We start from the raw sequence: 24,771 nt of genomic DNA, 5'->3' as shown, positions 1-24,771 counted from the left end.
CCTTCCGGTCGTGTCGTATCGGGACCCGGGACAGGAATAGCGGACCTCTCAGGCGTTGTCGCCCGTTCGGTCATGGGTCTCATAGGCGGAGAGTTCCTCGTCGATGGCCTGGCGGCGCTCGGCGGCGCGGCGCTCGATCCGGCGCTGCCGGCCGGTCTGGTAGGCGGCGACCAGCGGCCCGAGGATCCAGTAGCTCACGAAGGCCGCGACGACGCCGATCATCGCCCCGCCCACGAGATAGGGCAGGAAGACCTCATCGAGGAAGCTGAGGATGCTGGCGGTGTTCTCGGTCTCGAAGCCGAACCAGCCCTTCACTCCGGCCCAGGCGCTCTCGAAGGCCGCACCGAAGGCCTCCATGATCGCCTCGAAATTGGCGCCGCCGCCCTCGCGCCCCATCACCAGCCGGCCGAGCCAGAGCGAGCTCGAGGCAATGGCCGGAAAGCTCAGCGGGTTGCCCACGATGGTGCCGAACAGTGCCGCGACGATGTTGCCGCGCAGCAGCCAGGCGAAGAACGCCGCCACGAAGAAATGCAGCGTGAAGAAAGGCGAGAACGACGCGAAGGCGCCGCAGGCGAAGCCGAGCGCGATGCGGTGCGGCGTGTCGGGCAGGCGTCGCATCCGCTTGCCGATATAGCCGAAACCACGCCAGAACCCCTTCCGCGGATAGAGGAACTCCCGCATGCGTGCCCATCTCGTGGGCTTGTGCCGCCGCTTTAATATCATTGCCTGTGCCTTCTCGTGCCGGGTCGGTCCGGCACGCAGTCCTGTGCGATCATGTCCGAGCCGGGCCGGTCAGTGCCGGCGCGCGCTCCGGAAACTGGCCCTTGGCCATCGACCCGCCGGCCTGCTCCGCCGAAGTGGTGCGGTCGGCATGACTGACATAGTCCTGGGCCCGGAGCGCGGTAAGGATTCCAGAGAGATGTTTCGTGTCCCTGACCTCTAGCGTGATGCTCATCAGAAAGAAATCCGGCTTTCGCGTCGTGATCACCAGATTGTCGATGTTCGCGCCCTGCTCGCCGATCAGCAGGCAGGCCGATCCGAGGGCGCCGGGCTGGTTGGCCAGCGTCAGCGAGATCCGCACGAGATTGGTAGCGAGCGCCGCCGCCTCGGGGTCCCAGCCGAGATCCTGCCAGCGCTCCAGCGCATCCTCGTAATCCGCCAGATGCGGGCAGGAAATCGCGTGCACCTCGACCCCGCCGCGCCGCGTCAGCCCCATCACCCGGTCGCCGGGGATCGGCATGCAGTCCGGGCAGTAGCGCACCGCCTGGCCCCGGCGCAGGCCGCGCAGCCGCATCGATGGCAGCTGCGGCGAGACCTCGGTTTCCTGCGAGATCGGCTGGTCGGGATAGACCGCCGCGACGACATGGCGCGCCCCGATCTCGCCGCGGGCGATCGCCGAGAGCATGCCGTCGACCGAGGGGAAGGTGAGCGCCGTGGCGGCCGCGGCCAGCGTCTTCGGCCCGGCCTCGCGGCCGGCGCGGGCGAAGGCCTGCTGCGCGAGGTCGCGGCCGAGGGCGATCTGCTCCACCCGGAGCTGCTCGCGCAGCGCCCGGCGGATCGCCGACTTGGCGCGGCCGGTGCTCACCATGTCGATCCAGTGGCGCGAGGGCTTCTGGCCCTCGGCGGTGATGATCTCCACCTGCTGGCCGTTGCGCAGCCGGGTCCAGAGCGGCACCCGGTGGCCGTCGACCAGCGCACCGGCGCAGTGGTCGCCCACGCGGGTGTGGATCTCGTAGGCGAAGTCGATCGGCGTCGCGCCGCGCGGCAGGCCCACCACGTCGCCCTGCGGCGTGAAGCAGAAGACCTGGTCGGTGAACATGTCGAGCTTCACATGCTCGAGGAACTCCGCCGGCGCGTCGCCCTTCTCGAGCCGGGCCACGAGGTCGCGCAGCCACGAGAACGGATCGACCGCGAAGCGGTTCGAGACCTGCTCGCCGTTCTTGTAGGACCAGTGCGCCGCCACGCCGCTCTCGGCCACGTCATGCATCTCGCGGGTGCGGATCTGCACCTCGACGCGCATCGCCCGGGCGCCATAGACGGTGGTGTGGATCGAGCGGTAGCCGTTGGCCTTGGGGCCCGAGATATAGTCCTTGAAGCGCTCCGGCACCGCGCGCCAGCGGCGGTGGATCGCGCCCAGCGCGCCGTAGCAGTCCTCCTCGGTCTCGCAGAGCACGCGGAAACCGTAGATGTCGGAGAGCTGGGAGAAGGCGGTCTGCTTCTCCTCCATCTTGCGCCAGACCGAATAGGGCCGCTTCTCGCGCCCCTGCACCTCGGCCTTCAGCCCGGCGGCGGCCAGCGTCTCGGCGATCTCGGCGCTGATCTGCGGAACCAGGTCGCCGGTCTCGCGGCGCAGCTTGATGAAGCGGCGCAGGATCGAGGTGCGGCCCTCGGGGTTCAGCGCGCCGAAGGCGAGATCCTCGAGCTGCTCGCGCATGTTCTGCATGCCCATGCGGCCGGCGAGCGGGGCATAGATCTCCATCGTCTCGCGGGCGATGCGGGCCTTCTTCTCCGGCTTCAGATGCTCGATGGTGCGCATGTTGTGCAGCCGGTCGGCGAGCTTGACCAGCAGCACCCGCACATCCTTGGCCATGGCGAGCAGCAGCTTGCGGAAATTCTCCGCCTGGGCGCTCTCGGCGGAGGAGAGCTCGAGCTTGGTGAGCTTGGTGACGCCGGACACCAGCCCGGCGATCTCGGCGCCGAAGAGCTCGGTGATCTCGTCCTCGGTGGCGTCGGTGTCCTCGACCGTGTCGTGCAGCAGCGCGGTGACGATGGTCGCGTCGTCGAGCCGGAACTCGGTGAGGATCCAGGCGACCTCGAGCGGATGCCCGGTGAAATAGGGCTCGCCGCTGGCGCGGGTCTGGCCGCCATGGGCCCGCGCGCCGAACACATAGGCGCGCAGGAGCAGGTTCACATCCGTGTTGGGGTTGTAATCCCGGACGCGGTCGACGAGTTCGTAGGCCCGGATCACGGCATCTTCCGCCGCGGCCCGAGGGTCGCGGCCCCCTCGTTACTTGCCCTGCTCGGCCATCAGGGCCCGGAGCAGCTTCTCCTCGTCGAGCTCGTCGGATTCCGGCTGCGCATCGCTGTCGGGGCCGGGGCCCATCAGCGCGGCCATGTTGTCCTCTTCGGGCTCGTCCACCTCGATATGGCGCTGGTGGCTCTCGATGGCGTCCTCGAGCAGCTCGTCGGGCACGACGGTCTTCTCGGCGATCTCGCGCAGCGCGACGACGGGGTTCTTGTCGTTCTCGCGCTCCACCGTGATCGGTGCGCCAGCGGCGATCACCCGCGCCCGATGGGCGGCGAGCATCACCAGATCGAATCGATTCGGTACCTTGTCGACGCAATCCTCGACCGTCACGCGGGCCATGGGCAGCATCCTTCCGTTTTTGGAGATCAGCCTCGTTATCTATGGGAGAGACGGGGATTTGGCAAGATGCGGCACATGCTGTCTCATTCCTGCAACCCCTGCGGGGCCAGCTTCGGTTAGACAGTGTCAGGGCATTCCCTTATGATATACACAGATTCGGAGTGAGTGGTGCAAATGCGTATTTCGCCTGTGTTCAAATCCGTGGTCGAGCCTTGTCTCGAGCGGGTGGCTGTGATCGAGGTGCTCCATACCGAGCGCCACGAGGGGCGTGAGTTCGTCATTTCGCACCTCCTGCGGCGCAACATCTTCACGGACTTCGACCGGCGCCTGTCGCGCCACCTGGCCGCCGTCCGCGGCGCAGGCTTCCCCTCGGTCTCCGTCTCGGCCCGCGTGCGCGAGCGCAACGACCGCCACGGCTGGCAACCCTGCGCCCCGGCGGACCATGCCTCCGTGCCCCATGCGCTGGCGGCGATCGCGCGCCGCGCGGTCGGCGAGACCGGTTCGGCGAACCTCCGGCTGCATTATCACGGGCTTGGCGAGCAGGAGCGCGAGGGGCAGGGCCTGCGCCGCGCCATCGAGACCGAGGATGTCGATATCCTGGAGGCCGCGCTCGAAGGTTGCCAGCAGGTCGGCGATTTCGCCTTCATGGAGGTGACCGGGGATTTCGACCTGATCATGGTCAAACCGCCGGAGCCGTCGCTGCAGCCCATCGTGATGGACCTCTTCAACCGCCGGCTGACCATGCCGCCGGTGCCCGGGCTGACCAACGAGCACGCCTCGATGCCGCTCTTCGATTTCCAGCGGGTGGTCTCCGAGAATGCCGCCGCGCGCACCTACATGGCGGCGTTGCGGCACATGCTGGTGGCGCAGAAGGAGCGGGCGGTGCTCGAGTTCCGCGCCGCGGCCGAGCAGCGGATCCTCGATTTCGAGCATGCGCTGCGCGGGCGCAACCTCGAGAGCTTCCGCCTCGATGCGGTGATATCGCTGGTCACCCGGCTGAAGGCGGGGCTTGGCGACAGCCTCGCCGGGCTTTCGGAGGATGCCCAGATCACCGCCTTCGACTGGGCCGAGGCGATCGAGAACGGCGGGTTCCGCGCCGAGCCGTCGCGGCCGGAGCACGAACCGCTGCCCTGGCCGGGCCGCGTGCGCCCTAGGGGCGCGGCCGCCGGTGCCGCCGCCTTCTGAGCCCCGGCTCAGAGGGGGCGGATGGCGGCCCGCGTCTCGGCGGGCAGGGCGTCGCGCATCTCCCTGACGGTGCGGCCGAGCACGGGGTGGCGCCAGTCCGGCGCGATCTCGGCGAGCGGCACCAGAACGAAGCCCCGTTCGTGCAGGCGCGGATGCGGCAGGATCAGCCGGTCCGGCGTGCGCTGCGCGGCCTCCTCCGGCGCAAGAGCCATCCAGGCGGCCTGAGTCTCCGGGTCGGGCAGGATCGCGTCGCCGGCCGAGAGCAGGTCGAGGTCGCAGGCCCTCGGTGCCCAGCGCGCCGGGCGCTCCCGGCCCAGCACCGTTTCGATGGCATGCAGCCTTGCCAGCAGCGCCCCGGGCTCTAGGTCTGTCCGCAGCGCGGCCGCACCGTTCACGAAGTCCGGTCCGGAGCCCGCGGGATAGGCAGGGGTTGAGTACCAGCGCGAGACCACCATCACCTCGACAACTGACTCGTTTGCAAGTTGAACGAGCGCATGCCGGAGTGTATTGACGGGCGATTTGTCTCGAATTGAGAGGTTGCTCCCAAGCGCAATGTGATAATTCTGTCGGAGTGTGTGCGTCATGTTGCTGTCATCTGGGTTGGCAAAGCGGTATTTTGAGGGTATCGCACGCGTCACGGAATCTCGTGGTCGGTGCTTGGCATGCCGAGTGCGGCAGATAGATCCTGTCAGAACAGGGAGACGAGGGTTAGATGTTTTATCGTGACGAACGACTGGCGCTTTTTATCGATGGCTCGAATTTATACGCTGCGACGAAAGCGCTTGGCTTCGACATCGATTATAAACTCCTTAGATCGGAGTTTATGCGGCGCGGCAAGATGGTCCGTGCCTTCTATTACACGGCGCTGATCGAGAACGAAGAATACTCGCCCATCCGGCCGCTGGTGGATTGGCTCGACTATAACGGCTTTACGCTCGTGACGAAGCCGGCCAAGGAATTCACCGATTCCACCGGCCGCCGCAAGGTCAAGGGCAACATGGATATCGAGCTCTCCATCGATGCGATGGAGATGGCCGACCATGTCGATCACATCGTCCTGTTTTCCGGCGACGGCGATTTCAGGCCGCTGGTCGGAGCGATTCAGCGCAAGGGCGTGCGGGTCTCGGTGGTCTCCACGATCCGCTCGCAGCCGCCGATGATCGCCGATGATCTGCGCCGGCAGGCGGACAACTTCATCGAGCTCGACGAGCTGCGCGAGGTCATCGGCCGTCCGCCGCGCCCTCAGGTCCGCGATTCGGGCGGTGACGAGCCCCGCACCGCGGCCAACGGCGACAGCTGATCGCCGCGGGCTGCGAACCGCCTTCAGGCTGCCAGGCATGCCCTCGCCTGGCGGCCTTCAGGCACGAGAACGCCCTGGCCCATCCCGACTGGTTCAACGCGCCGGTGCCGAGCTTCGGCGACCCCGGCGCGCGCCTGCTGGTGGTGGGGCTGGCGCCCGGGCGCCGCGGCGCGAACCGCACCGGGCGGGTCTTCACCGGCGACGGGTCCGGGGTGCTGCTCTTCGCCGCGCTTGCGCGCCACGGTCTTTCCACGGGGCGCTATGGCGGCGACGCGGATGACGGGCTGCGCCTCTGCGGCTGCATGATCACCAATGCCGTGCGCTGCCTGCCGCCCGGAAACCGCCCCGCCGCCGCCGAGATCGCGGCCTGCCGCGGCCATCTCGCCGCACGGATCCGCGCGCTGCCGGAGCTCGCGGCGATCCTGACCCTCGGCCGCGTGGCGCATGACAGCACGCTCCGGGCGCTCGGCGCGGCGCCGGCCGCGCTGCCCTTCGCGCATGGCGCCGAGGGGCGGCTCGGCACGGTGACGGTGTTTGCCAGCTATCACTGCTCGCGCTACAACGTGAACACGCGCCGGCTCACGCCGGAGATGTTCGATGCGCTGTTCCTGCGCATCCGCGATGCGCTGGCCGGCTAGGCGCGCAGGCATACGACATCGACCGCATGTGTGGCATACTGGCGATGAATTTTCGCCAGGCCCCGCGCCAACCCGATAGAGAGGCTCCGATGCTCATTATTCCCACGCTCCAGCTGCTCGACGGCAACTGTGTCACGCTGACCAGGGGGAACATCACCGAGCCGGAGGTCTGGCATGGCGATCCGGTGGAGCGGGCGCTCGGCCTCGTCGAGCAGGGCGCCGAGAGGCTGCATGTCACCGATCTCGGCGGCGTGACCGGCGGCGAGCGGCACACCGAGATCATGCAGGCGATCATCCGCCAGGCCGGCGTGCCGGTCCAGGTCTCGGGCGGCATGCGCAGCGACGAGACCGTGGGCTTCTGGCGCGAGGCCGGGGCGGCGCGAATCGTCTTCGGCTCCACCGCCATCACCGATCCCGACTGGGTGAAGCGCTGGGCCAAGACGGTGCCGGACTATTTCATCGTGTCGGTCGATGTCTATCAGGGCCATGTGATGAATTCCGGCTGGGGCACGCCCTCGATGTTCACGCCCATAGACTTCGTGCACAGCTTCGACGGCACCCCGCTCGCCGCGCTCATCATCACCGATATCGACCGGGACATCGACCTGCCGGATGCCAGCTTCGCGCTCACCGCCAAGCTGGCCGAGGAGACCCGCATCCCGATCATCTCCTCGGGCCTGGTGAAGCAGGTCGACGACATCTCGACGCTCCGCTACATGCCGAACATCGCCGGCGCCATGATCGGCCGCGCGCTGTTCGACCGCAGCGTGGAGCTGAAGCAGGCGCTGGCGATCGCCAGGCCCGAGCCCGGGCGGACCGCCGAATTCATCTGAGGCGCATCGCGCTGCCCTGGCCGGCTTGCAGGTGCGGCCGAGGAGGGGTAGAGGACGGGCTCACAGCCCGCCGTGCCCCAGCCGCACCCTGCCGAGGAAGCCATGACCGCCGAGACCAAACCGCGCCTCGTGATGAAGTTCGGCGGCACCTCGGTTGCCGATCTGGATCGCATCCGGAACGCCGCGGTGAAGGTGAAACGCGAGGTCGACCGCGGCTATGACGTGACCGTCGTCGTCTCGGCGATGTCCGGGCGCACCAACGAGCTCGTCGGCTGGGTCCGCGAAGCGGCGCGGCCCGCCGATGCCGATCATGCCGGGCTCTATGATGCGCGGGAATACGACGCCGTGGTCGCCAGCGGCGAGCAGGTGACCTCCGGGCTGATGGCGCTGGTGCTGCAGGAGATGGGCGTGCCGGCGCGCTCCTGGCAGGGCTGGCAGATCCCGATCCGCACCTCCGGCCTGCATGGCGCGGCGCGCATCGAGGCGATCGAGACCGAGGCGATGGTGCGGAAGTTCGGCGAGGGGCTGCATGCGGTCGTCGCCGGCTTCCAGGGCATCGGGCCGGACGGGCGCATCGCCACGCTGGGCCGCGGCGGCTCCGACACCACGGCGGTGGCGCTGGCGGCCGCGCTCGGCGCCGAGCGCTGCGACATCTACACCGATGTCGATGGCGTCTATACCACCGATCCGCGCATCGAGCGCCGGGCCCGCAAGCTCGAGCGCATCGCCTATGAGGAGATGCTCGAGCTGGCATCGCTGGGCGCCAAGGTGCTGCAAACCCGCTCGGTCGAGCTTGCCATGCGCTACAAGGTGCGGCTCATGGTGCTGTCGAGCTTCGAGGACCTGCCTGGCACGCTCGTCTGCGACGAGGAGGAGATCATGGAGCAGAACGTGGTGAGCGGCGTCGCCTTTTCCCGCGACGAGGCGAAGCTGACCCTTGTGAAGGTGAACGACCAGCCCGGCGTGGCGGCGCGGATCTTCGGCCCGCTTTCCGAGAACGGCGTCAATGTCGACATGATCGTGCAGAACATCGGCACCGATCTGACCGGCGGCGAGGACGGCACCACCGACATGACCTTCTCGGTGGCGCTCTCGGAGGTCGAGCGGGCGCGCGCCGCGCTCGAGGCGGCGCGGGGCGAGATCGGCTACGAGGCGCTGATCGTCGACGACGAGGTCGCCAAGGTGTCCGTCGTCGGCATCGGCATGCGCTCGAATGCTGGCGTGGCCCAGCGCATGTTCGCGGCGCTGGCCGAAGAGGGCATTAACATCAAGGTCATTGCAACCTCCGAGATCAAGGTCAGCGTTCTGATCGATCGCTGGTATCTGGAGCTCGCCGTGCGGGCGCTCCACGAGGCATTCGGCCTCGAGGCGGCTTGACGGCGCCGCGCGGGGCGGCCGGGAACGGCGCGGCCGACCCGCCTGATTGGGAGACGGAGATGTCCACCGACACCGGAGGAGCGCGCGCGCTGCTCAGGACGCTTCGCAATGTGATGGCTGGCTCGGGCGACGGCCAGCAGCGGCTCGACCGTGTGGTGCGGCTCGTGGCCTCCAACATGGTGGCCGAGGTCTGCTCGATCTATCTCAAGCGCGACGAGCGCACGCTCGAGCTCTGCGCCACCGAGGGCCTGAAGGCCGATGCGGTGCACTCCTCGCGGCTGCGCGTCGGGCAGGGCCTGGTCGGTCGCATCGCCGAGCGCGCCAGCCCCTTCGCCACAGACGATGCCCAGAGCGCGCCGGGCTTCCGCTATCTGCCGGAGACCGGCGAGGAGATCTATCGCTCCTTCGTCGGCGTGCCGATCCAGCGGCTAGGCGAGGTGATGGGTGTCCTCGTGGTGCAGAACGCGGCACCGCGGCGCTATTCCGACGAGGAGGTCGAGGCGCTCGAGGTCGTCGCCATGGTGATCGCCGAGATGGCGGAGGCCGGTGCCTTCCTCGGTTCGGACGGCATCGTGGCGCAGGCCGGGCGGCGCACCGGGCCGCTGCTGATCGAGGGCGCCTCGGCGGCCGACGGGCTGGCCGAGGGCGTCGTGCATCTGCACGAGCCGCGGCTGGTGGTGTTCAACCCGGTGGCGGAGGACGTGGAGACCGAGCGCACCCGCCTCGCCCATGCGATCGATGCGCTGCGCGACGATCTCGACCGGCTGATCGAAGACGACGCGCTCGGCCACCAAGGCGAGCCGAAGGACATCCTCGAGACCTATCGGATGTTCGCCAACGACAAGGGCTGGCGCCGCCGGCTCGACCAGGCGATCGACTCGGGCCTCGCCGCGGAGGTCGCGGTGGAGAAGGTGCAGTCGGCGGCGCGCTCGCGGATGGAGCGGGTCTCCGAGCCCTATCTGCGCGAGCGCCTGCACGATCTCGACGACCTGGCGAACCGGCTGCTGCGCTATCTCATCGGCCCGCAGGCCGAGGACACGGTGCCGGCCGGGGCGATCCTGGTGGCGCGCAATGTCGGCCCGGCGGAGGTGCTCGACTATTCCGGGCGGATCCGCGGGCTGGTGCTCGAGGAGGGTGCGCTGTCCTCCCATGCCGCCATCGTGGCGCGGGCGATCAACATCCCGATGATCGTGCAGGCCGAGCGCATCACCCGCGACGCCAATCCCGGCGACCGCATCGTGGTGGACGGCGATGGCGGCCGGGTGCATCTGCGCCCCGAGAGCTCGGTGCTCGACGCCTTCCGCGAGAAGCTGGCGCTGAGCGAGCAGGCCCGCGCGGTCTATCGCGGCCTGACCGACAAGCCCGCCTGCACGCAGGACGGGGCGACCGTCGCGCTCAAGATGAACGCCGGGCTGCTGGCGGACCTGCCCTCGCTCGAGATGTCGGGCGCCGAGGGGGTGGGGCTGTTCCGCACCGAGCTGCAGTTCATGATCCGCGGCACGCTGCCGGGGCGCGAGACGCAGGCCAAGCTCTATGGCCGGATCCTCGATTCCGCCCGGGGCAAGGAGGTGGTGTTCCGCACCCTCGACATCGGCTCCGACAAGATCCTGCCCTATATGCGCCGCGAGAAGGAGCCGAACCCGGCGCTCGGCTGGCGCGCGATCCGCTTCGGGCTCGACCGGCCGCGGCTGTTCCGGATGCAGATCCAGTCGCTGATCCGCGGCGCGGCGGGGCGGCCGCTCTCGATCATGTTCCCGATGGTCGCCGAGGCGCAGGAGTTCTTCGATGCCCGCGACCTCCTGCTCGGCGAGGTCGCACGGCTGGCCGGGCTCGGCCATCCCCGGCCCGAGCGGCTGCGCGTCGGGCTGATGCTGGAGATCCCCTCGGTCGCCTTCGGGCCGGACCGGCTGTTCGAGGAGGCGGATTTCGTCTCCGTCGGCTCCAACGACCTGATGCAGTTCTTCTTTGCGGCCGACCGCGAGAACGAGCGGGTGCGCAAGCGCTACGACCTGCTCAACCTCTCGTTCTTGCGGTTCCTGCGCCAGATCGTCGGGCGCTGCGAGGCGACGGGAACGGCGCTTTCCTTCTGCGGCGAGGGGGCGGGGCGCCCGCTCGAGGCACTCACCCTCGCGGCGATCGGGTTCCGCGAGCTCTCGATGCGCCCGGTGTCCATCGGCCCGGTTAAGCGGGCGCTGCGCAGCGTCGATCTCGGCGAGGTGCTGGCGGCGCTCGACGAGGCGGAGGCGGCCGGGCTGACCTCGGCCCGCAGCGCGCTGTCGCACTGGGCACGGAGCCGCGACCTGCCGCTCTAGGCCGGGCGCGGCGCTTGCTGTTGCGTCATCGGGGCGTCAGGCGCCCTCCTTCCGGTCGGTGTCCTCGCGCCTGCCCATGCCTTCGGTGACGGCGCGATGCCGCCCGGACCACCTCCACGGCCCTGCCGATGGCGCTCTGCGCCTGCTCGCTGATCTCGAGCGTCTCCTCCACCACGCTTTGGCGGCGCCAGTCGCCAACTTGTCGAGCCCGCGCAGTGTGTTCATCGTCTCGTTGGAGAGCATGACGTCGGCGCGCAGTTCCTCCTGGTAGACATCGACCCGGCTTTCCTTGACGTCCTTCCTGAGCGCTGCGGCCATGACGGTATCGAGGCGCTTCGTGTCCACGCCCTCGCGGTACCGCCCCGTGCTCCACTGGCCCTGGCGCTCGGGCATCGACTTCGCGGCCTTGTCGCCGGCCTCGAGCGCCGTCTTCGCCTGGGCGCGGATCCGGCGCATGGCCTTCTCGCCGCTGGCGATCTCGGCGCACACGAGCTTCTAATGCTCTTCATTGGTCTTGTTGTGCGTCTCGAGGGTTTCCGTCTCGATCCGGTCGCATTCTTCCCGCTTCTCGCGCGCCGTGTCCTCGCGGAGCTGCTGCTCCAGCTTCAGGTCCACGGCGCCGCCCTTGGCGCGCTTGGTGGCTTCGCCGTGCAGGCGGTCGATGAGCTTGGCGTACGCCACGCAGAACGCGCGGCTGTGCGTCTGCAGCTTGCCGCATTTGCCGCGTGCCCCGAGCATCGCATCGGCCAGCGTGTCGACACTCCGGATGATGTCGTCCATCCGGTCGGGACCGGCCCTGGACGGATCGTCGCTCGGCGGAACCTTGAGCGACTCGAGAGGATCAAGTGCCCTTGCGACGCCGTAGCCCTTGCAGGAGCCCGATCGGCACTCTCGTCAAAATTTTGTCCTGAAATCTTTCGCTTCTATATCTCCCCAGAACTTGTCGATATTGCCATCGCTCAGCGCCGGGGCCGTCATTGATCCTCCCCAAATACGCGCGCTCGGGCGGATACTGTTCGGGCCGTGCGGATCACTGCAAGCGCCTTGTCGCACCTGTCGCCGCGATTCTTGCCCTGACTGCGGTTTTCCCGCATCTTCGTCCCGGGTCGGCCCGCTTGCGGAAGGGTCGGCGGGGAGCCCCGTGCCTTGGGGCAGTCAGCGAGGTGACGCGATGCCGTTTGGGCCGCCGGTCGGTGCAGGTTCCGGTGCTCAGATGGTGTCAGGCGAGCCTGCTGCGGCGGCGTGTCCGCCGTCGTCGGGGCGCTCCGGCGCGGGGCGGCACGGTGCGCCGCCTGTCCGCCGCGGCTTTCCTCACAGGGGCGCCCGCGCGTGATGCTGGATGCCTATGACTTCTGGGCGGATCGCCTGCCGCGCGCGGATCTGATCGCGATCGACGATTTCTGGCAGCGCTTCGCCGAACTGGGGCCGCGCGTGGAGCGCTATGCCCGTGGGCGGCTGCCCAATATCGACATCCATGCCGAGCTGCAGGCGGCGCTCGGCGGGCTGCGCGACCGGGTGCGCGGCGAGTTCGAGTTTGCCCGCGGCGGCGGGCTCGCGCTGGCGATCACGCCGGAGCTCTTCCACACCCGCCGCCCCCTCGCGCGGGCCTTCCTGCGCCGGGCGCCGGAGCTGCGGGGCTGGGCGATCCGCGATGCCCGCAGCGCCTCGACCGAGATCCCGGACGCGGTGCGCGCGATCCTCCATCGCAGCCGCTCCGAGGCGCTGGCGGTGGAAGAGCTGGTGGCGCGGCGCGGCGCGCATCGGCTGGTCGATCTGGTCGCCCAGGGCTTCGGCGACCATGACTTCATCGCCGACCAGGCCGGGGTGATCTTTGCCGTGCTGCTCGGCGAGCGGGCGGACCAGGACTGGCTCGGCGCCTCCGACGGGCGTCGCTGGCCGATGCTCGGGCTGCGCAACCTCCTGGCCTCGCGCCGGCAGACGCGGAACGACCGCTGGCTCAGCGAGTTCCGGACAACGGCGCGCGCGATCATCGAGGGCTTCGAGGCCGAGCGCCCGGAGAAGCCCTTTGTCGAGGTGCCGATGCGGGTGGAGGACTGCGTCGATTTCCGCCTGCGCCCGGTGGGCGGCGACCCGGCCCGGCGGCACGACGCGATGCAGGTGCAGAGCCGGCATCCGGCGCTGACCGCGGCGCGGCTGGCCGGCGCCCGGATCGCCGGGGTGCGGTTCTCGCGCTTCGGCGAGATCTTCTGCGGGCTCAAGGTGATGCGCACCGGCTCCAGCAGCTTCGCGGAGGTGGCGGACATCGCGACCTTCGGCGCGCGCATCGAGGAGCGGCTGGCCGAGCGCCGATGCGGCGGCGTGATCGGCCGGGCCTCCGGCATCCGGCACGTCTATGTCGATCTCGCGCTCACCGATATCGAGGCGGCCATCGCGGTGCTGCGCCGGGCGCTGGCGGACGAGGGGGTGCTCGGCCCCGCCTGGCTGCTCTTCGACGAGGCCGGGCTCGAGGACCGCTATCTGCCGCTCACGGCCAAGACACCCGAGACACCGCAGGAATGAGCCCCGTTGCCCGTTGCACCGATGACGCGACGGCGCGCTGCCGGCATGGTTGTGCCGCGGCACGGCCGGGCGCTATGTTTTCGGGATGGCGCCGGCTGGCGCCGCAAGGGGAAGAGGGCGAGGCCCATGCCGAGGCTGTCAATCGTTGCCGCCCTGTTCGGCCTGCTTCAGGGCGCGGCCCTGGCGCAGGCGGCGCCGGGCGTGGAGGGCGTGTGGAAGAGCGCGCCGAACGAGCGGGGCCGCTATGTCGAGGTCGAGATCGCGCCCTGCGCGGCGGCGCTCTGCGGGGTGATCGTCGGCACCAACAGCCCGACGCCGGAGAAGGTGATGGGGCGGGCGATGATCCGCGACATGGCCGGCGACGGGCCCGGGCGCTGGCGCGGCGGCACGATCTGGGCGCCGGACGACGACGAGACCTACGATGCCTCGATGGAGCTTCTCGGGCCGGGCCGGCTGCGGGTCTCGGGCTGCATTCCCTTCGGCCTGATGTGCCGGGCCCAGATCTGGACCCGGGTCGAGTGAGATGACATGCGGCTGACCCTCAGATGGCTCTGCGCGGCGATCGCGCTCTGCCTCGCTTCGGCGGCGGGGGCGACCTCGCTCGAACTGCTCGAGCTGCGCCGGATGCTGACGGTGGACGAGCACGCGGAATGGCGCGGCGTCGGCCGGGTCAACATCGCGACCTTCAGCGAGCGCGGCATGTGCACCGGCACGCTGATCGCCGAGGACCTGGTGCTCACCGCCGCGCATTGCGTGATCTCGGCACGCACCGGCAAGCTCTACGAGCCCGGCAACATCCATTTCGTCGCCGGCTGGCGGATGGGCTCGAAGGTGGCCGAGAGCCGGGCCAGCAGCATCGCGATCCATCCGAGCTATCGCCCGCGCCGAGGCGGCGAGGGCACCCGGCGCGGGCTCGACCTGGCGCTGCTGCGGCTGCGCACGCCGATCCCGGCGGAGATCGCGCCGCCCTTCGCCATCGGCCCGCCGCGGCTGGTGCGCCGGCCGCTCACCCTGATCAGCTACCGCCGCGACCGGGCCCATGCGCTGACCCGGCAGGACGGCTGCGACCTGAAGCGCGCGCAGGCCAACCTGCTGCTGCTCGGATGCGACGTCACCTTCGGCGCCTCGGGCTCGCCGGTCTTCGCCTCGGAGAACGGCCAGACCCGGCTGGTCGCGGTGATCTCGGCGATGAGCGAGAGCCGCGGGCAGTCCTTCGCCTGGGCGGTGATGGTCGATCGCTCGGTCTTTGCCGAGGTGCTGGCGCGGCTCGACTGAGGGCTGCGCGAACCTCTTGAAGCCCCGCGGGGGCATTTCCATATCCTTCCGCAGCGGTTGGCCGAATGCGGCGCCGCTGCTGACCGGCCCGCCCGTCAGGGGGGCCATCCATATGGACTATCGCTTCGCAACGGAGGATACCCCATGCGCAATGTCGATCTCACCCCGCTCTACCGTTCCACCATCGGCTTCGACCGTCTGGCCTCGATGCTCGACCAGATCACCAGCCACGATGTGAGCGCGCCCACCTATCCGCCCTACAACATCGAGAAGATGGGCGACGACGCCTACCGCATCTCCCTCGCGGTTGCCGGCTTCGGCGAGTCCGAGCTGAACATCGAGGTGAAGGACGGGCAGCTCGTCGTGACCGCGCAGAAGCGCGACGTGCCGGCGGAACAGCGCCCGGTCTACCTGCATCGCGGCATCGCCGAGCGCGGCTTCGAGCGGCGCTTCCAGCTCGCCGACCATGTCAAGGTGAAGGGCGCGAGCCTCGAGAACGGCCTGCTCCACATCAACCTCGTGCGCGAGGTGCCCGAGGAGCTGAAGCCGCGGACCATCGCCATCACCACCGGCGATCGGCAGACCCAGACCATCGAGGCCTGATCCCGGCCCGAGGTGAGACCGGCCCGAGGCCGGTTTTGCGAGATCGGCGCCCGCGCTCCCCGCGCGGGCGTTTTTGCGTGGCGCGTTCCGTCAGGCCCCCTCGGCCAGCTCGAAATGCATGCCGTCGCGCTTGCCGAAATGGCCGCCCCAGTAGACCCCGTGCGCATTGGCCAGCGGCACCAGCTCGCGCACCGAGCCGACATGGCTCACCTCCGCCGGATGGGCGCCATAGCCGTTCTGCCGGTTGTTGACGTCGAAGGCGGTGCCGAAGGCGTGGTTGCTGAGATTGCCGACATCGGTGCTGTGCTTGATCCCGTGGCCGCGCCGGCCCGAGGCGCCGCGGATGTAGCGCGGGTTGTAGGCGCCGACATAGGCGATCAGCAGGTGCAGCAGGTCGGCCGCCGCCCAGGCGTCGATCAGCGCGCGGAAGCGCTCGGCCGCGGCGCGGTGCAGCCGCATGCGCCGGGCGCCGTAGGGCGGCAAGCGCTCGAATTCCGGCACCGCGAGGTCGATGATGTTGACCGACTCCCAGTCGCGGGTCTCGCGGTCGCAGGAATCGAGGATCTCGATCTGGTCCGGGTCGGCCCGGAAATCCGCGTGGTTCTGGCGGAAGCGGAAGCAGCCGAAGAGCGCGTTGCGCCGCGCCGCGTCCGGCCGCGAGAGCCCGGCCGGACGGTCCGGCCAGTCCCCCGCGATGGCGTCGTAGTGGTCGTCGTTCACCACGGTGTAGCCGAGATCGGCGGCCATCGCGAGGGTTGCGGTGTCGAACCGCCCGCTACGGCGGATCTCGTACTTGTCCTGGAAGGCGCGCACGGCCGATTCCGTCTTGGCGCCGAACCGGCCGTCGACATGCCCGGTCTGCGGAAATCCCTGGCGCAGTAGAAAGTATTGCAGGCGCTGCACTTCAAGCGGCTGGTTGCGGCCGCCGCGCTTCAGCGGAAAGGGCATTTTCAGCTCCATGAACGGGTGAAATACAGATACCCGAAGTGTACGCCCGCGGGCGGGCCGGGCAAAGCCGGGCGCGGTTCGGGGAATTGAACGACCGTTCACGCATTTTCCTTGACCCGCGGCAGATAACTCTGTCCTATCCGGGTAATGCGCAACAAAGCTGCGCTAGGCGCCCATGATCCGGCAAGAGATCCCGGCGCCCAGGGAGGACGAGATGACGGTCGCAGATCCGCAGGGACTGGCGAATGCCGAGACGTTTCCGGCGCTCCTGATCGCGAATGCGCGGGAGCGCGGGCAGCGCCCGGCCAGCCGCGAGAAGGAATTCGGCATCTGGCAGAGCTGGACCTGGCAGGAGGTCCATGACGAGGCGCGTGCGCTGGCGCTCGGGCTCGTCGCGCTCGGGATGCAGCCGGGCGACCGGATGGCGATCATCGGCTCGAACCGGCCGCGGCTCTACTGGTCGATCGTCGCTTGCCAGATGGCCGGCGGCGTGCCGGTGCCGGTCTACCAGGACGCGGTGGCCGAGGAGATGGCCTTCATCCTCGACCATTGCGAGGCGCGCTTCGCGCTGGCCGAGGACCAGGAGCAGGTCGACAAGGTGCTCTCGATCCAGGAGCGGCTGCCGACCATCACGCATATCCTCTACGAGGACCCGCGCGGGCTGCGCAACTACGACCACTCGACGCTGCACGACTATGCCGAGGTGCAGAAGCTCGGCCGCGCCGCGGAGGCCGAGCAGGGCCCGGCGATGGATGCCCGGATCGCCCGCATGCAGGGCTCGGACACCTGCGTGATGCTCTATACCTCCGGCACCACCGGCAAGCCCAAGGGCGTGGTGCTGAGCCATGACAACATCCTGATCACGGCGCGCGCCGCGGCGGAGTTCGACGGGCTCACCGAGCAGGACTCGATGCTGGCCTATCTGCCGCTGGCCTGGGTGGGCGACTTCATCTTCTCGATGGGGCAGGCCTATGTCTGCGGCTTCTGCGTCGCCTGCCCGGAAAGCGCGGACACCATGCATGCCGATCTGCGCGAGCTCGGGCCGACCTATTTCTTCGCGCCGCCGCGGATCTTCGAGAGCCTGCTGACCATGGTGACGATCCGCATGGAGGATGCCGGCGCGATCAAGCGCTGGCTCTTCGCGCGCTTCATGGCCCATGCCAAGGCGATGGAGGCGAAGCGCCGGGCAGGTAGCCCGCTGACCGGCTGGGAGAACTTCCTGACGCGGCTCGGGGAGATCCTGGTCTATGGCCCGCTGAAGAACGTGCTCGGCATGACCCGGGTGCGCGTGGCCTATACCGCCGGCGAGGCGATCGGGCCGGACCTCTTCGCCTTCTACCGCTCGATCGGGGTGCCGATGAAGCAGCTCTACGGCCAGACCGAGGCAAGCGTCTTCATCACCCAGCACCCGGACGACGCGGTCGATCCCGAGACCGTGGGCGTGCCGACCCCCGGCGTCGAGATCCAGATCCGCGAGGGCGGCGAGGTGTTCTACCGCTCCCCCGGGGTCTTCGTGGAATACTACAAGAACCCCGCCGGCACGCGCGAGACCAAGGACGAGGAAGGCTGGGTCGCCACCGGCGATGCCGGCTTCTTCGACGAGCGCACCGGGCAGCTGCGCATTCTCGACCGCGCCAAGGATGTCGGCAAGCTGGCCGACGGCAAGCTGTTCGCACCGAAATATCTCGAGAACAAGCTGAAGTTCTTTCCGAACATCCTCGAGGCGGTGGTCTTCGGACACGAGCGCGACCGCTGCATGGCGATGGTCAACATCGACCTCTCGGCGGTGGGCAACTGGGCCGAGCGCAACAACATCGCCTATGGCTCCTACCAGGAGCTGAGCCAGCATCCGCGGGTGCTCGAGATGATCGAGGAGCATGTCCGCGACACCAACCGCAGCCTCGCCGAGGACCCGATGCTGAGCCATTGCCAGATCGCCCGCTTCCTCGTGCTGCACAAGGAGCTCGACGCCGACGATGGCGAGCTGACCCGCACCCGCAAGGTGCGCCGGCGCTTCATCTCGGAGAAGTTCGAGGATCTGGTCACCGCGCTCTATTCCGACATGGGCGAGATCACCACCGAGACCGAGGTCACCTATGAGGACGGCCGCAAGGGCGCGATCCGCGCGACCCTGAAGATCCGCGATGCCGAAACCTTCCCGCCCGCACACGCCCGGCCGACGGCGGACCGGGCGGCCTGAGGAGCCGAGCATGAACCATCCCGTGGCGGAGGCCGCAAAGGACGACAGCACCTACGCCGCGGAGGAAGAGGCCCGCGGCCTCGCGCCGCACCGCGTCGGCGAGGTGGTGATGGAGGTCCGCAACATCACGCTGCGCTTCGGCGGGGTGACCGCGATCCGCGACATCTCCTTCGACATCCGCGAGGGCGAGATCCGTGCGATCATCGGGCCGAACGGTGCTGGCAAGTCCTCGATGCTCAACGTGATCAACGGCTTCTATCACCCGCAGGAGGGCGAGATCTGGTTCCGCGGCGCGCGCCGGCGCGGCATGCGCCCGCACCAGATCGCGCGCCAGGGCATCGCCCGCACCTTCCAGAACATCGCGCTCTTCAAGGGCATGACGACGCTCGACAACATCATGACCGGGCGGCTGACCAAGATGAAGCGCGGGCTGGTCTGGCAGGCGCTCTGGGCCGGTCCGGCGGAGGCCGAGGAGATCCGCCACCGCGAGGCGGTGGAGAAGATCATCGACTTCCTCGAGATCCAGCACATCCGCAAGACGCCGGTCGGCCGGCTGCCCTACGGCCTGCAGAAGCGGGTCGAGCTCGGCCGGGCGCTGGCCGCCGAGCCCAAGCTGCTGCTGCTCGACGAGCCGATGGCGGGCATGAACGTCGAGGAGAAGGAGGACATGTGCCGCTTCATCCTCGACGTGAACGACGAGTTCGGCACCACCATCGTGCTGATCGAGCACGACATGGGCGTGGTGATGGACATCGCCGACCGGGTCGTGGTGCTCGACTACGGCGCCAAGATCGCCGACGGCACGCCGGACGAGGTGCGCACCAACCAGAACGTGATCGACGCCTATCTCGGCGTCCCGCATGAGTAGGCTCTGATGGGCGATCTTCTCTTCTTCTTCGAGGTGCTGATCTCGGGTCTGCTGGCCGGGGTGATGTATGCGCTGGTGGCGCTCGGCTTCGTGCTGATCTTCAAGGCCTCCGGCATCTTCAACTTCAGCCAGGGGGTTCTGGCGCTGTTCGCGGCGCTGACGCTGGTGGGCTTCCAGACCGGGCAGATCCCCTTCGCGCACCTGATCAACGCGGTCTGGGGCACCAACATGCACCACTGGTCGGATATCGGCGGCGGGCATGGGCAGGAGGGGCATGGCGGGCTGCCGGACATCGCGGCCATCGCGGCGACGCTGCTGGTGATGATCGGGCTCGCCTGGCTCATCGTGAAGGTGGTGCTGCGCAACCTCGTCAACCAGGAGGGGATCATCCTCTTCATGGCGACCATCGGGCTCGCCTTCGTGCTCGAGGGGGCGGGCGACCTGATGTGGGGCGCCAATGTCAAGGTGCTCGATGTCGGCCTGCCCTCGGGCCCGTCGGACACCATCATCGACGCGACCGGGATGTTCATCGAGAAGATCGAGATCTCGGCCGCGGTGGTGGCGGTGATCCTCGTCGTCGCGCTGACCCTGTTCAGCCAGTACACCAAGATGGGCCGGGCGCTGCGCGCGGTGGCGGACGACCACCAGGCGGCGCTCTCGGTCGGCATCTCGCTCGAGACGATCTGGTGGATCGTCTGGTCGGTCGCCGGCATCGTGGCGCTGGTCGCCGGGATCATGTGGGGCGCCAAGTCGGGCGTGCAGTTCTCGCTGTCGCTGATCGCGCTGAAGGCGCTGCCGGTGCTGATGCTGGGCGGTTTCACCTCGATCCCGGGCGCCATCGTCGGCGGGCTCATCATCGGTGTCGGCGAGAAGCTCTTCGAGTTCTACATCGGCCCGATGATCGGCGGCGCCACCGAGAACTGGTTCGCCTACATGCTCGCCATGGCCTTCCTGCTGTTCCGTCCGCAGGGGCTGTTCGGCGAGAAGATCATCGAGAGGGTGTGATGCATCTCGTCCTATATTTCATTGCGACTTTTATTTTGGTCGTTCACGTGGCCTTTGCTGTTATTCTCGTGGGCGATCATGATATTCCCTATCAATATAGGAAGATCGTGTTTGTATCCCTTGTTTATTCCGGGGTGGTAACGTCTGCATTGATGGCCACTCTGGGCCGGATAGAGCAACACTTGGGCGTTATGGTAGGAATGTTTTCCATCGGTGGAAGCGCGGGTTCATTCGGCGAGGCTGGAGGGACGGCACCGAACTCCGACGCAGTTGTCGATGAAGGTTATATCGACGGGAAGTTCAAGTACCGCACGTTCGCTTCCGGTGAGGTCGTCGTGATGATTGATGGCGCTCCGCGGCGGTTCAGCAATATCGGTGCCGCGATGACCTTCATCCGGACGGAGCAGGCGTGATGACCCATCCCTCCCGGCTCGGCGGCATCAGCATCGACTGCAGGACTGGCGATCTCGCCGGGGCCGCGGGCTTCTGGGCCGGTGCGCTGGGCCGGCAGGCCGCGCCGGGGGGCGAGCGCTATGTCCGCCTCGGGCGGGTCGGCGGGCTCACCGTCGAGGTGCAGGCGGTGGATCATGCGCCGCGGGTGCATCTCGACATCGAGGCGGCGGATGTCGCGGCCGAGGTCGCCCGGCTCGAGGGGCTCGGCGCCGTCCGCCTGCGCGCGGTCGAGGACTGGGTGGTGATGGAGGCGCCGACCGGCCACCGCTTCTGCGTGGTGCCGGCGGAGCCGGAGGGGGAGGGCAGGGCATGACCCACCGTTCGCGCATCGGGGTGATCGTGATCGACTGCCAGACCGAGGATCTCGGGCCGGCCACCGAGTTCTGGGCCGTCGCGCTCGGGGTCTCGGGCAAGGTCGATCCGGACGGGAAATACGCCGTGCTGGCCGACCGCAAGGGCTATCCCAAGGTGCTGCTGCAGGCGGTCGAGCACGAGAGCCGCGTGCATCTCGACATCGAGACCGACGACCGCGAGGCCGAGGCGACGCGGCTCGAGGCGCTGGGCGCAAGGCGCGTCGCCGCGATCAAGGGCTGGATCGTGATGGAGGCGCCCACCGGGCACCGCTTCTGCCTCGTCAAGCCGCAGGGCGACGACTTCCCCGGCGATGCCAGGACATGGGAGGCGTGATCAGCCGATGATGTCGCCGAACCAGGCCCAGACCGCGCCGATGACCGCCACGGCAAGCACCGCCAGCAGCACGGCCGGCGCGACCCCGGCGAAGGCGACCGCCGCGATGGCGAGCCCGGCGATGCCGAAGGCGCCGATCGCCATCACCGAGAGGTCCTCCATCACCGCGAGCACCCCGCCGGCGGCGGCCGCGGCGAGCCCGGCGATGCCGACCGCCGTCTCCAGCGTCTCGTTGACCGAGCCGAGCATCATCAGCACCGCCGCGGCGGCGAGGATGACCACGATCACCAGCGCCCAGACCGCCCGGGCGACCCCGCGGCTCTCGCCGCCGGCGCGCCCGGCGCCGCCCTCCAGCACCCTGGCCTTGGCGGCCTCGTATTCCTCGTCCGAGAGCGTGCCCGCCGCGTGCAGGGCCTCGAGCTTCTCCAGTTCGGCTGCGAGCGACATGCGCGGCCCTCTTCCTGACCTGAAGGATCTGTCCTGATGTTCTATCGCGAGGCCGGCGAATTCAAAACATCCTATGCGGCAGATCACGCGACCTTTCCGATCCGCTTCGATTTCTGGCGGTTCTGGATCATCGTCGCGCTGGCCTTCCTGGTGGTGCCCTTCCTGGTCACCGACTACTGGGAGAAGGCGGTGTTCCTGCCGTTCTTCGTCTATGCGCTGGCGGCGATCGGGCTGAACATCCTCACCGGCTATTGCGGGCAGGTCTCGCTCGGCACCGGCGGCTTCATGGCGGTGGGCGCCTATGGCTGCTACAAGTTCATGACCGGGCTCGACATCAAGTGGGACCGCGAGGTCGACGGGCAGGTGACCGAGGTCGTGCTGATCGACCTGCCGGGGCTCGACATCGTCTCCTCGACCATCCTCGGCGGGCTCTGCGCAGCGCTGGTGGGCGTGCTCTTCGGGCTGCCCTCGCTGCGCATCAAGGGGTTCTACCTCGCGGTGGCGACGCTGGCGGCGCAGTTCTTCCTGGTCTGGCTGTTCAACAAGTGGTCCTGGGCCTACAACCACTCCGCCACCGGGCAGATCACCGCGCCGGAGAGCTTCCTGTTCGGCGTCGCGGTCACCGGGCCGAACGCGCCGCCCTGGGCGACCTACCTGCTCTGCCTCGGCTTCCTCTTCGTCTTCGGCTGGGCCGCGCGCAACCTGGTGCGCGGGCGCACCGGGCGCTCATGGATGGCGATCCGCGACATGGACATCGCCGCCGAGATCATCGGCGTGAACCCGCTGCTGACCAAGCTCTCGGCCTTCGCGGTCAGCTCGTTCTTCATCGGGATGGCCGGGGCGCTCTACTTCGCGGTGTGGCAGGGCGCGGCGGAGCCGACCGAGGCCTTCGGCATCGACCAGTCCTTCGAGGTGCTGTTCATGGTGATCATCGGCGGGCTCGGCTCGATCTTCGGCTCGCTGGTCGGCGCCGCCTTCATCGTGCTGCTGCCGGTGTTCTTCAAGAACCTGATGGTCACCGGCTTCGGCGCCTGGATCGTGGCGGTGCCGCTGGGCATCATCATCGGCGTCGCGCTCGGCGCGCTGGCCTTCCAGCTCGTCGCCTGGGCGCTGCGCCGGATCGCGCCGGGGGCGGCGACCCGGGGCGGGGCGATCGCCGGGCTCGCGGTGGCGGCGGCGGGCTCGATCTATTTCGCGGGCGCGGCCCATTCCGGCCTCGGCTGGCCCACCGACATCGCCGAGCACATGCAGATCATCACCGTCGGCGGGCTCATCATCTTCTTCCTTATCAAGGAGCCCCACGGCATCGCCGCGCTCTGGCGCACCACGAAGGAGCGCCTGCGTCTCTGGCCGTTCCCGCACTGACACAACGATAGATCAACCACTAGGGAGGAGAAGACCATGAAACGATTGCTCGCGGTGGCCCTCGCGGCCGCCATCGCGACCCCGGCGGCGGCAGACCTCGTCTTCCCGTCGCTCAGCTACCGCACCGGGCCATATGCGCCCAACGGCATCCCCTTTGCCGACGGCTATGCGGATTATTTCACGCTGATGAACGAGCGCGACGGCGGCATTGGCGGCGCCACCGCGCGGGTGCTGGAATGCGAGACCGGCTACAACACGACCAAGGGCGTGGAGTGCTACGAGTCGACCAAGGGCGAGGGCGCGCTGGTCTACCAGCCGCTTTCCACCGGCATCACCTACCAGCTGATCCCGAAGGCCAGCGCCGACGGCATCCCGCTGCACACCATGGGCTACGGGCGCACCTCGGCGGCCAACGGCAAGATCTTCGAGTGGGTGTTCAACTATCCCGGCACCTACTGGGACGCCGCCTCGATCATCGTGAAGCACATCCTCAACCAGGAGGGCGGCAAGACCCTCGAGGGCCGCACCATCGCGCTGGTCTATCACAACTCCGCCTATGGCAAGGAGCCGATCCGCACGCTCGAGGTGCTGGCCAAGAAGCACGGCTACGACCTGATGCTGCTGCCGGTGGATCATCCCGGGCAGGAGCAGAAGTCGACCTGGCTGCAGATCCGCCGCGCGCAGCCGAGCTATGTCGTGATGTGGGGCTGGGGCGTGATGAACCAGGTGGCGATCCAGGAGGCCGCCTCGATCCGCTTCCCGATGGAGAAGTTCATCGGCGTGTGGTGGTCGGCCTCGGAGAACGACACGCTGCCGGCAGGCCAGGCGGCCGACGGCTACAAGGCGATCGCGATGCACGGCGTGGGCATGGATTTCCCGATCTATGCCGACCTCAAGACCCATGTCTATGACAAGGGCCTCGCCGCCGGCGCCGGCGACCAGCACGGCTCGGTGCTCTACAACCGCGGCATGATGGCGGCGATGCTGGCCGTCGAGGCGGCGAAGAAGGCGCAGGAGATCCACGGGGTCGCCGACATCAACGCGGCGCAGATGCGCGACGGCATGGAGGCGCTCGAGATCACCGATGCGGTGCTCGAGGCCAACGGGCTGCCGGGCTTCATGCCGACCTTCCAGGTGACCTGCGAGAACCATGGTCCTCCGGGCCTCGGCGCGATCCAGCAGTGGGATGCCGACAGCAAGACCTGGTCGCTGATCACCCCGTTCATCGCGGCCGACCGGCAGGTGGTCGACCCGCTGATCGAGGAGGATTCGGCGGCCTATGCCGCCGAGGCCGGCATCTCGCCGCGCTGCAACTGAGCCGATAGAAACCGGGGGTCCGGCCCAGCGGCCGGGCCCCTCCGCGAGGGCGCGGCACGCGGAGCGCATCG

The 24,771-nt window shown here is 68.6% G+C and carries 26 protein-coding genes; 18 read left to right on the top strand and 8 right to left on the bottom strand.

The genetic code is table 11. The features are described from left to right. Window positions 1-48: 48 nt before the first annotated feature. From QSJ97_RS00880 to rpoZ, 3 genes are all read right to left on the bottom strand, one after another. Window positions 49-681 carry a DUF2062 domain-containing protein gene (locus QSJ97_RS00880; protein ID WP_285669586.1) on the bottom strand — a complete coding sequence of 211 codons (633 nt, stop codon included), beginning with the start codon at window positions 679-681 and terminating at the stop codon, window positions 49-51. 91 nt (window positions 682-772) lie between these two features. Beyond that, entirely contained in the window at window positions 773-2,968 is a 2,196-nt protein-coding gene (locus tag QSJ97_RS00875) for a RelA/SpoT family protein (RefSeq protein ID WP_285669585.1), read from the bottom strand. A gap of 39 nt (window positions 2,969-3,007) precedes the next feature. Then, window positions 3,008-3,367 (bottom strand): DNA-directed RNA polymerase subunit omega, encoded by a 360-nt coding sequence (gene rpoZ, locus QSJ97_RS00870; RefSeq protein ID WP_285669584.1) that lies wholly within the window; start codon window positions 3,365-3,367, stop codon window positions 3,008-3,010. 174 nt (window positions 3,368-3,541) lie between these two features. On the opposite strand from rpoZ, the gene QSJ97_RS00865 reads away from it, so the two are divergent. Beyond that, window positions 3,542-4,552: a hypothetical protein gene (locus QSJ97_RS00865; RefSeq protein WP_285669583.1), complete on the top strand. Its 1,011-nt coding sequence runs from the start codon at window positions 3,542-3,544 to the stop codon at window positions 4,550-4,552. An 8-nt stretch (window positions 4,553-4,560) separates the two neighbouring features. On the opposite strand, the gene folK is transcribed toward QSJ97_RS00865, so the two are convergent. Next, window positions 4,561-5,190 carry a 2-amino-4-hydroxy-6-hydroxymethyldihydropteridine diphosphokinase gene (gene folK, locus QSJ97_RS00860; protein WP_285669582.1) on the bottom strand — a complete coding sequence of 210 codons (630 nt, stop codon included), beginning with the start codon at window positions 5,188-5,190 and terminating at the stop codon, window positions 4,561-4,563. A gap of 74 nt (window positions 5,191-5,264) precedes the next feature. Between folK and QSJ97_RS00855 the strand changes: the two genes are divergently transcribed. The 5 genes from QSJ97_RS00855 (at window position 5,265) to ptsP (ending at window position 11,012) form a co-directional block, all read left to right on the top strand. After that, the gene (locus QSJ97_RS00855; protein WP_285669581.1) at window positions 5,265-5,852 is read left to right on the top strand and encodes a LabA-like NYN domain-containing protein; all 588 of its coding nucleotides are present in this window, start codon (window positions 5,265-5,267) and stop codon (window positions 5,850-5,852) included. A gap of 104 nt (window positions 5,853-5,956) precedes the next feature. Next, complete coding sequence (locus QSJ97_RS00850) at window positions 5,957-6,490, top strand: uracil-DNA glycosylase (RefSeq protein WP_285669580.1); 534 nt, start codon at window positions 5,957-5,959, stop codon at window positions 6,488-6,490. Window positions 6,491-6,579: 89 nt separating this feature from the next. Further along, a complete protein-coding gene (locus QSJ97_RS00845) occupies window positions 6,580-7,323 on the top strand; it encodes a 1-(5-phosphoribosyl)-5-[(5-phosphoribosylamino)methylideneamino]imidazole-4-carboxamide isomerase (protein WP_285669579.1) in 744 nt (247 codons plus the stop codon). 102 nt (window positions 7,324-7,425) lie between these two features. Continuing rightward, window positions 7,426-8,700: an aspartate kinase gene (locus tag QSJ97_RS00840; protein ID WP_285669578.1), complete on the top strand. Its 1,275-nt coding sequence runs from the start codon at window positions 7,426-7,428 to the stop codon at window positions 8,698-8,700. Between the two features lie 59 nt (window positions 8,701-8,759). Next, complete coding sequence (gene ptsP / locus QSJ97_RS00835) at window positions 8,760-11,012, top strand: phosphoenolpyruvate--protein phosphotransferase (RefSeq protein WP_285669577.1); 2,253 nt, start codon at window positions 8,760-8,762, stop codon at window positions 11,010-11,012. 36 nt (window positions 11,013-11,048) lie between these two features. Here the strand turns inward: ptsP and QSJ97_RS00830 are convergent, their stop codons facing one another. Together QSJ97_RS00830 and QSJ97_RS00825 are read right to left on the bottom strand one after the other, a co-directional pair. Further along, window positions 11,049-11,501, bottom strand: a complete 453-nt coding sequence (locus QSJ97_RS00830; RefSeq protein ID WP_285669576.1) for a hypothetical protein — start codon at window positions 11,499-11,501, stop codon at window positions 11,049-11,051. A gap of 6 nt (window positions 11,502-11,507) precedes the next feature. Beyond that, the gene (locus QSJ97_RS00825) at window positions 11,508-11,792 is read right to left on the bottom strand and encodes a hypothetical protein (RefSeq protein ID WP_285669575.1); all 285 of its coding nucleotides are present in this window, start codon (window positions 11,790-11,792) and stop codon (window positions 11,508-11,510) included. Between the two features lie 552 nt (window positions 11,793-12,344). Here QSJ97_RS00825 and QSJ97_RS00820 point away from each other — a divergent pair. The 4 genes from QSJ97_RS00820 to QSJ97_RS00805 all read left to right on the top strand — a co-directional run bounded on the left by QSJ97_RS00820 (window position 12,345) and on the right by QSJ97_RS00805 (window position 15,410). Beyond that, window positions 12,345-13,532, top strand: a complete 1,188-nt coding sequence (locus QSJ97_RS00820) for a hypothetical protein (protein WP_285669574.1) — start codon at window positions 12,345-12,347, stop codon at window positions 13,530-13,532. Between the two features lie 126 nt (window positions 13,533-13,658). Beyond that, window positions 13,659-14,054: a DUF2147 domain-containing protein gene (locus QSJ97_RS00815; RefSeq protein ID WP_285669573.1), complete on the top strand. Its 396-nt coding sequence runs from the start codon at window positions 13,659-13,661 to the stop codon at window positions 14,052-14,054. Window positions 14,055-14,060: 6 nt separating this feature from the next. Beyond that, a complete protein-coding gene (locus tag QSJ97_RS00810) occupies window positions 14,061-14,807 on the top strand; it encodes a trypsin-like serine peptidase (RefSeq protein WP_285669572.1) in 747 nt (248 codons plus the stop codon). 144 nt (window positions 14,808-14,951) lie between these two features. After that, a complete protein-coding gene (locus tag QSJ97_RS00805; protein ID WP_285669571.1) occupies window positions 14,952-15,410 on the top strand; it encodes an Hsp20 family protein in 459 nt (152 codons plus the stop codon). Between the two features lie 90 nt (window positions 15,411-15,500). Here the strand turns inward: QSJ97_RS00805 and QSJ97_RS00800 are convergent, their stop codons facing one another. Further along, entirely contained in the window at window positions 15,501-16,358 is an 858-nt protein-coding gene (locus QSJ97_RS00800) for a M15 family metallopeptidase (protein WP_285669569.1), read from the bottom strand. 214 nt (window positions 16,359-16,572) lie between these two features. Here QSJ97_RS00800 and QSJ97_RS00795 point away from each other — a divergent pair, with 214 nt between their 5' ends. The 6 genes from QSJ97_RS00795 (at window position 16,573) to QSJ97_RS00770 (ending at window position 21,571) form a co-directional block, all read left to right on the top strand. Further along, complete coding sequence (locus QSJ97_RS00795; protein WP_285669568.1) at window positions 16,573-18,558, top strand: AMP-binding protein; 1,986 nt, start codon at window positions 16,573-16,575, stop codon at window positions 18,556-18,558. A 109-nt stretch (window positions 18,559-18,667) separates the two neighbouring features. Continuing rightward, on the top strand, window positions 18,668-19,426 hold the full coding sequence (locus QSJ97_RS00790; RefSeq protein WP_285669652.1) for an ABC transporter ATP-binding protein: 759 nt from the start codon (window positions 18,668-18,670) through the stop codon (window positions 19,424-19,426). Window positions 19,427-19,432: 6 nt separating this feature from the next. After that, complete coding sequence (locus QSJ97_RS00785) at window positions 19,433-20,431, top strand: branched-chain amino acid ABC transporter permease (RefSeq protein WP_285669566.1); 999 nt, start codon at window positions 19,433-19,435, stop codon at window positions 20,429-20,431. Further along, the gene (locus QSJ97_RS00780) at window positions 20,431-20,844 is read left to right on the top strand and encodes a hypothetical protein (protein WP_285669565.1); all 414 of its coding nucleotides are present in this window, start codon (window positions 20,431-20,433) and stop codon (window positions 20,842-20,844) included. Before QSJ97_RS00785 ends, QSJ97_RS00780 begins: the two co-directional genes overlap by 1 nt. Beyond that, window positions 20,844-21,197 (top strand): VOC family protein, encoded by a 354-nt coding sequence (locus QSJ97_RS00775; protein WP_285669564.1) that lies wholly within the window; start codon window positions 20,844-20,846, stop codon window positions 21,195-21,197. Before QSJ97_RS00780 ends, QSJ97_RS00775 begins: the two co-directional genes overlap by 1 nt. Beyond that, window positions 21,194-21,571: a VOC family protein gene (locus QSJ97_RS00770; RefSeq protein WP_285669563.1), complete on the top strand. Its 378-nt coding sequence runs from the start codon at window positions 21,194-21,196 to the stop codon at window positions 21,569-21,571. Before QSJ97_RS00775 ends, QSJ97_RS00770 begins: the two co-directional genes overlap by 4 nt. On the opposite strand, the gene QSJ97_RS00765 is transcribed toward QSJ97_RS00770, so the two are convergent. Continuing rightward, window positions 21,572-22,018 carry an SHOCT domain-containing protein gene (locus QSJ97_RS00765; protein ID WP_285669562.1) on the bottom strand — a complete coding sequence of 149 codons (447 nt, stop codon included), beginning with the start codon at window positions 22,016-22,018 and terminating at the stop codon, window positions 21,572-21,574. Window positions 22,019-22,054: 36 nt separating this feature from the next. Between QSJ97_RS00765 and QSJ97_RS00760 the strand changes: the two genes are divergently transcribed. Both QSJ97_RS00760 and QSJ97_RS00755 read left to right on the top strand, forming a co-directional pair. Continuing rightward, complete coding sequence (locus QSJ97_RS00760; protein WP_285669561.1) at window positions 22,055-23,383, top strand: branched-chain amino acid ABC transporter permease; 1,329 nt, start codon at window positions 22,055-22,057, stop codon at window positions 23,381-23,383. Window positions 23,384-23,419: 36 nt separating this feature from the next. Further along, window positions 23,420-24,700: an ABC transporter substrate-binding protein gene (locus QSJ97_RS00755; RefSeq protein WP_285669560.1), complete on the top strand. Its 1,281-nt coding sequence runs from the start codon at window positions 23,420-23,422 to the stop codon at window positions 24,698-24,700. The last annotated feature ends 71 nt before the right edge of the window (window positions 24,701-24,771 follow it).

It is taken from the genome of Paralimibaculum aggregatum, assembly GCF_030270585.1.
In the GTDB taxonomy this organism is placed as follows: domain Bacteria; phylum Pseudomonadota; class Alphaproteobacteria; order Rhodobacterales; family Rhodobacteraceae; genus Thermohalobaculum; species Thermohalobaculum aggregatum.
Note: the sequence above shows the minus strand (reverse complement) of the source record. Positions and strands in the feature narration are given on the sequence as shown.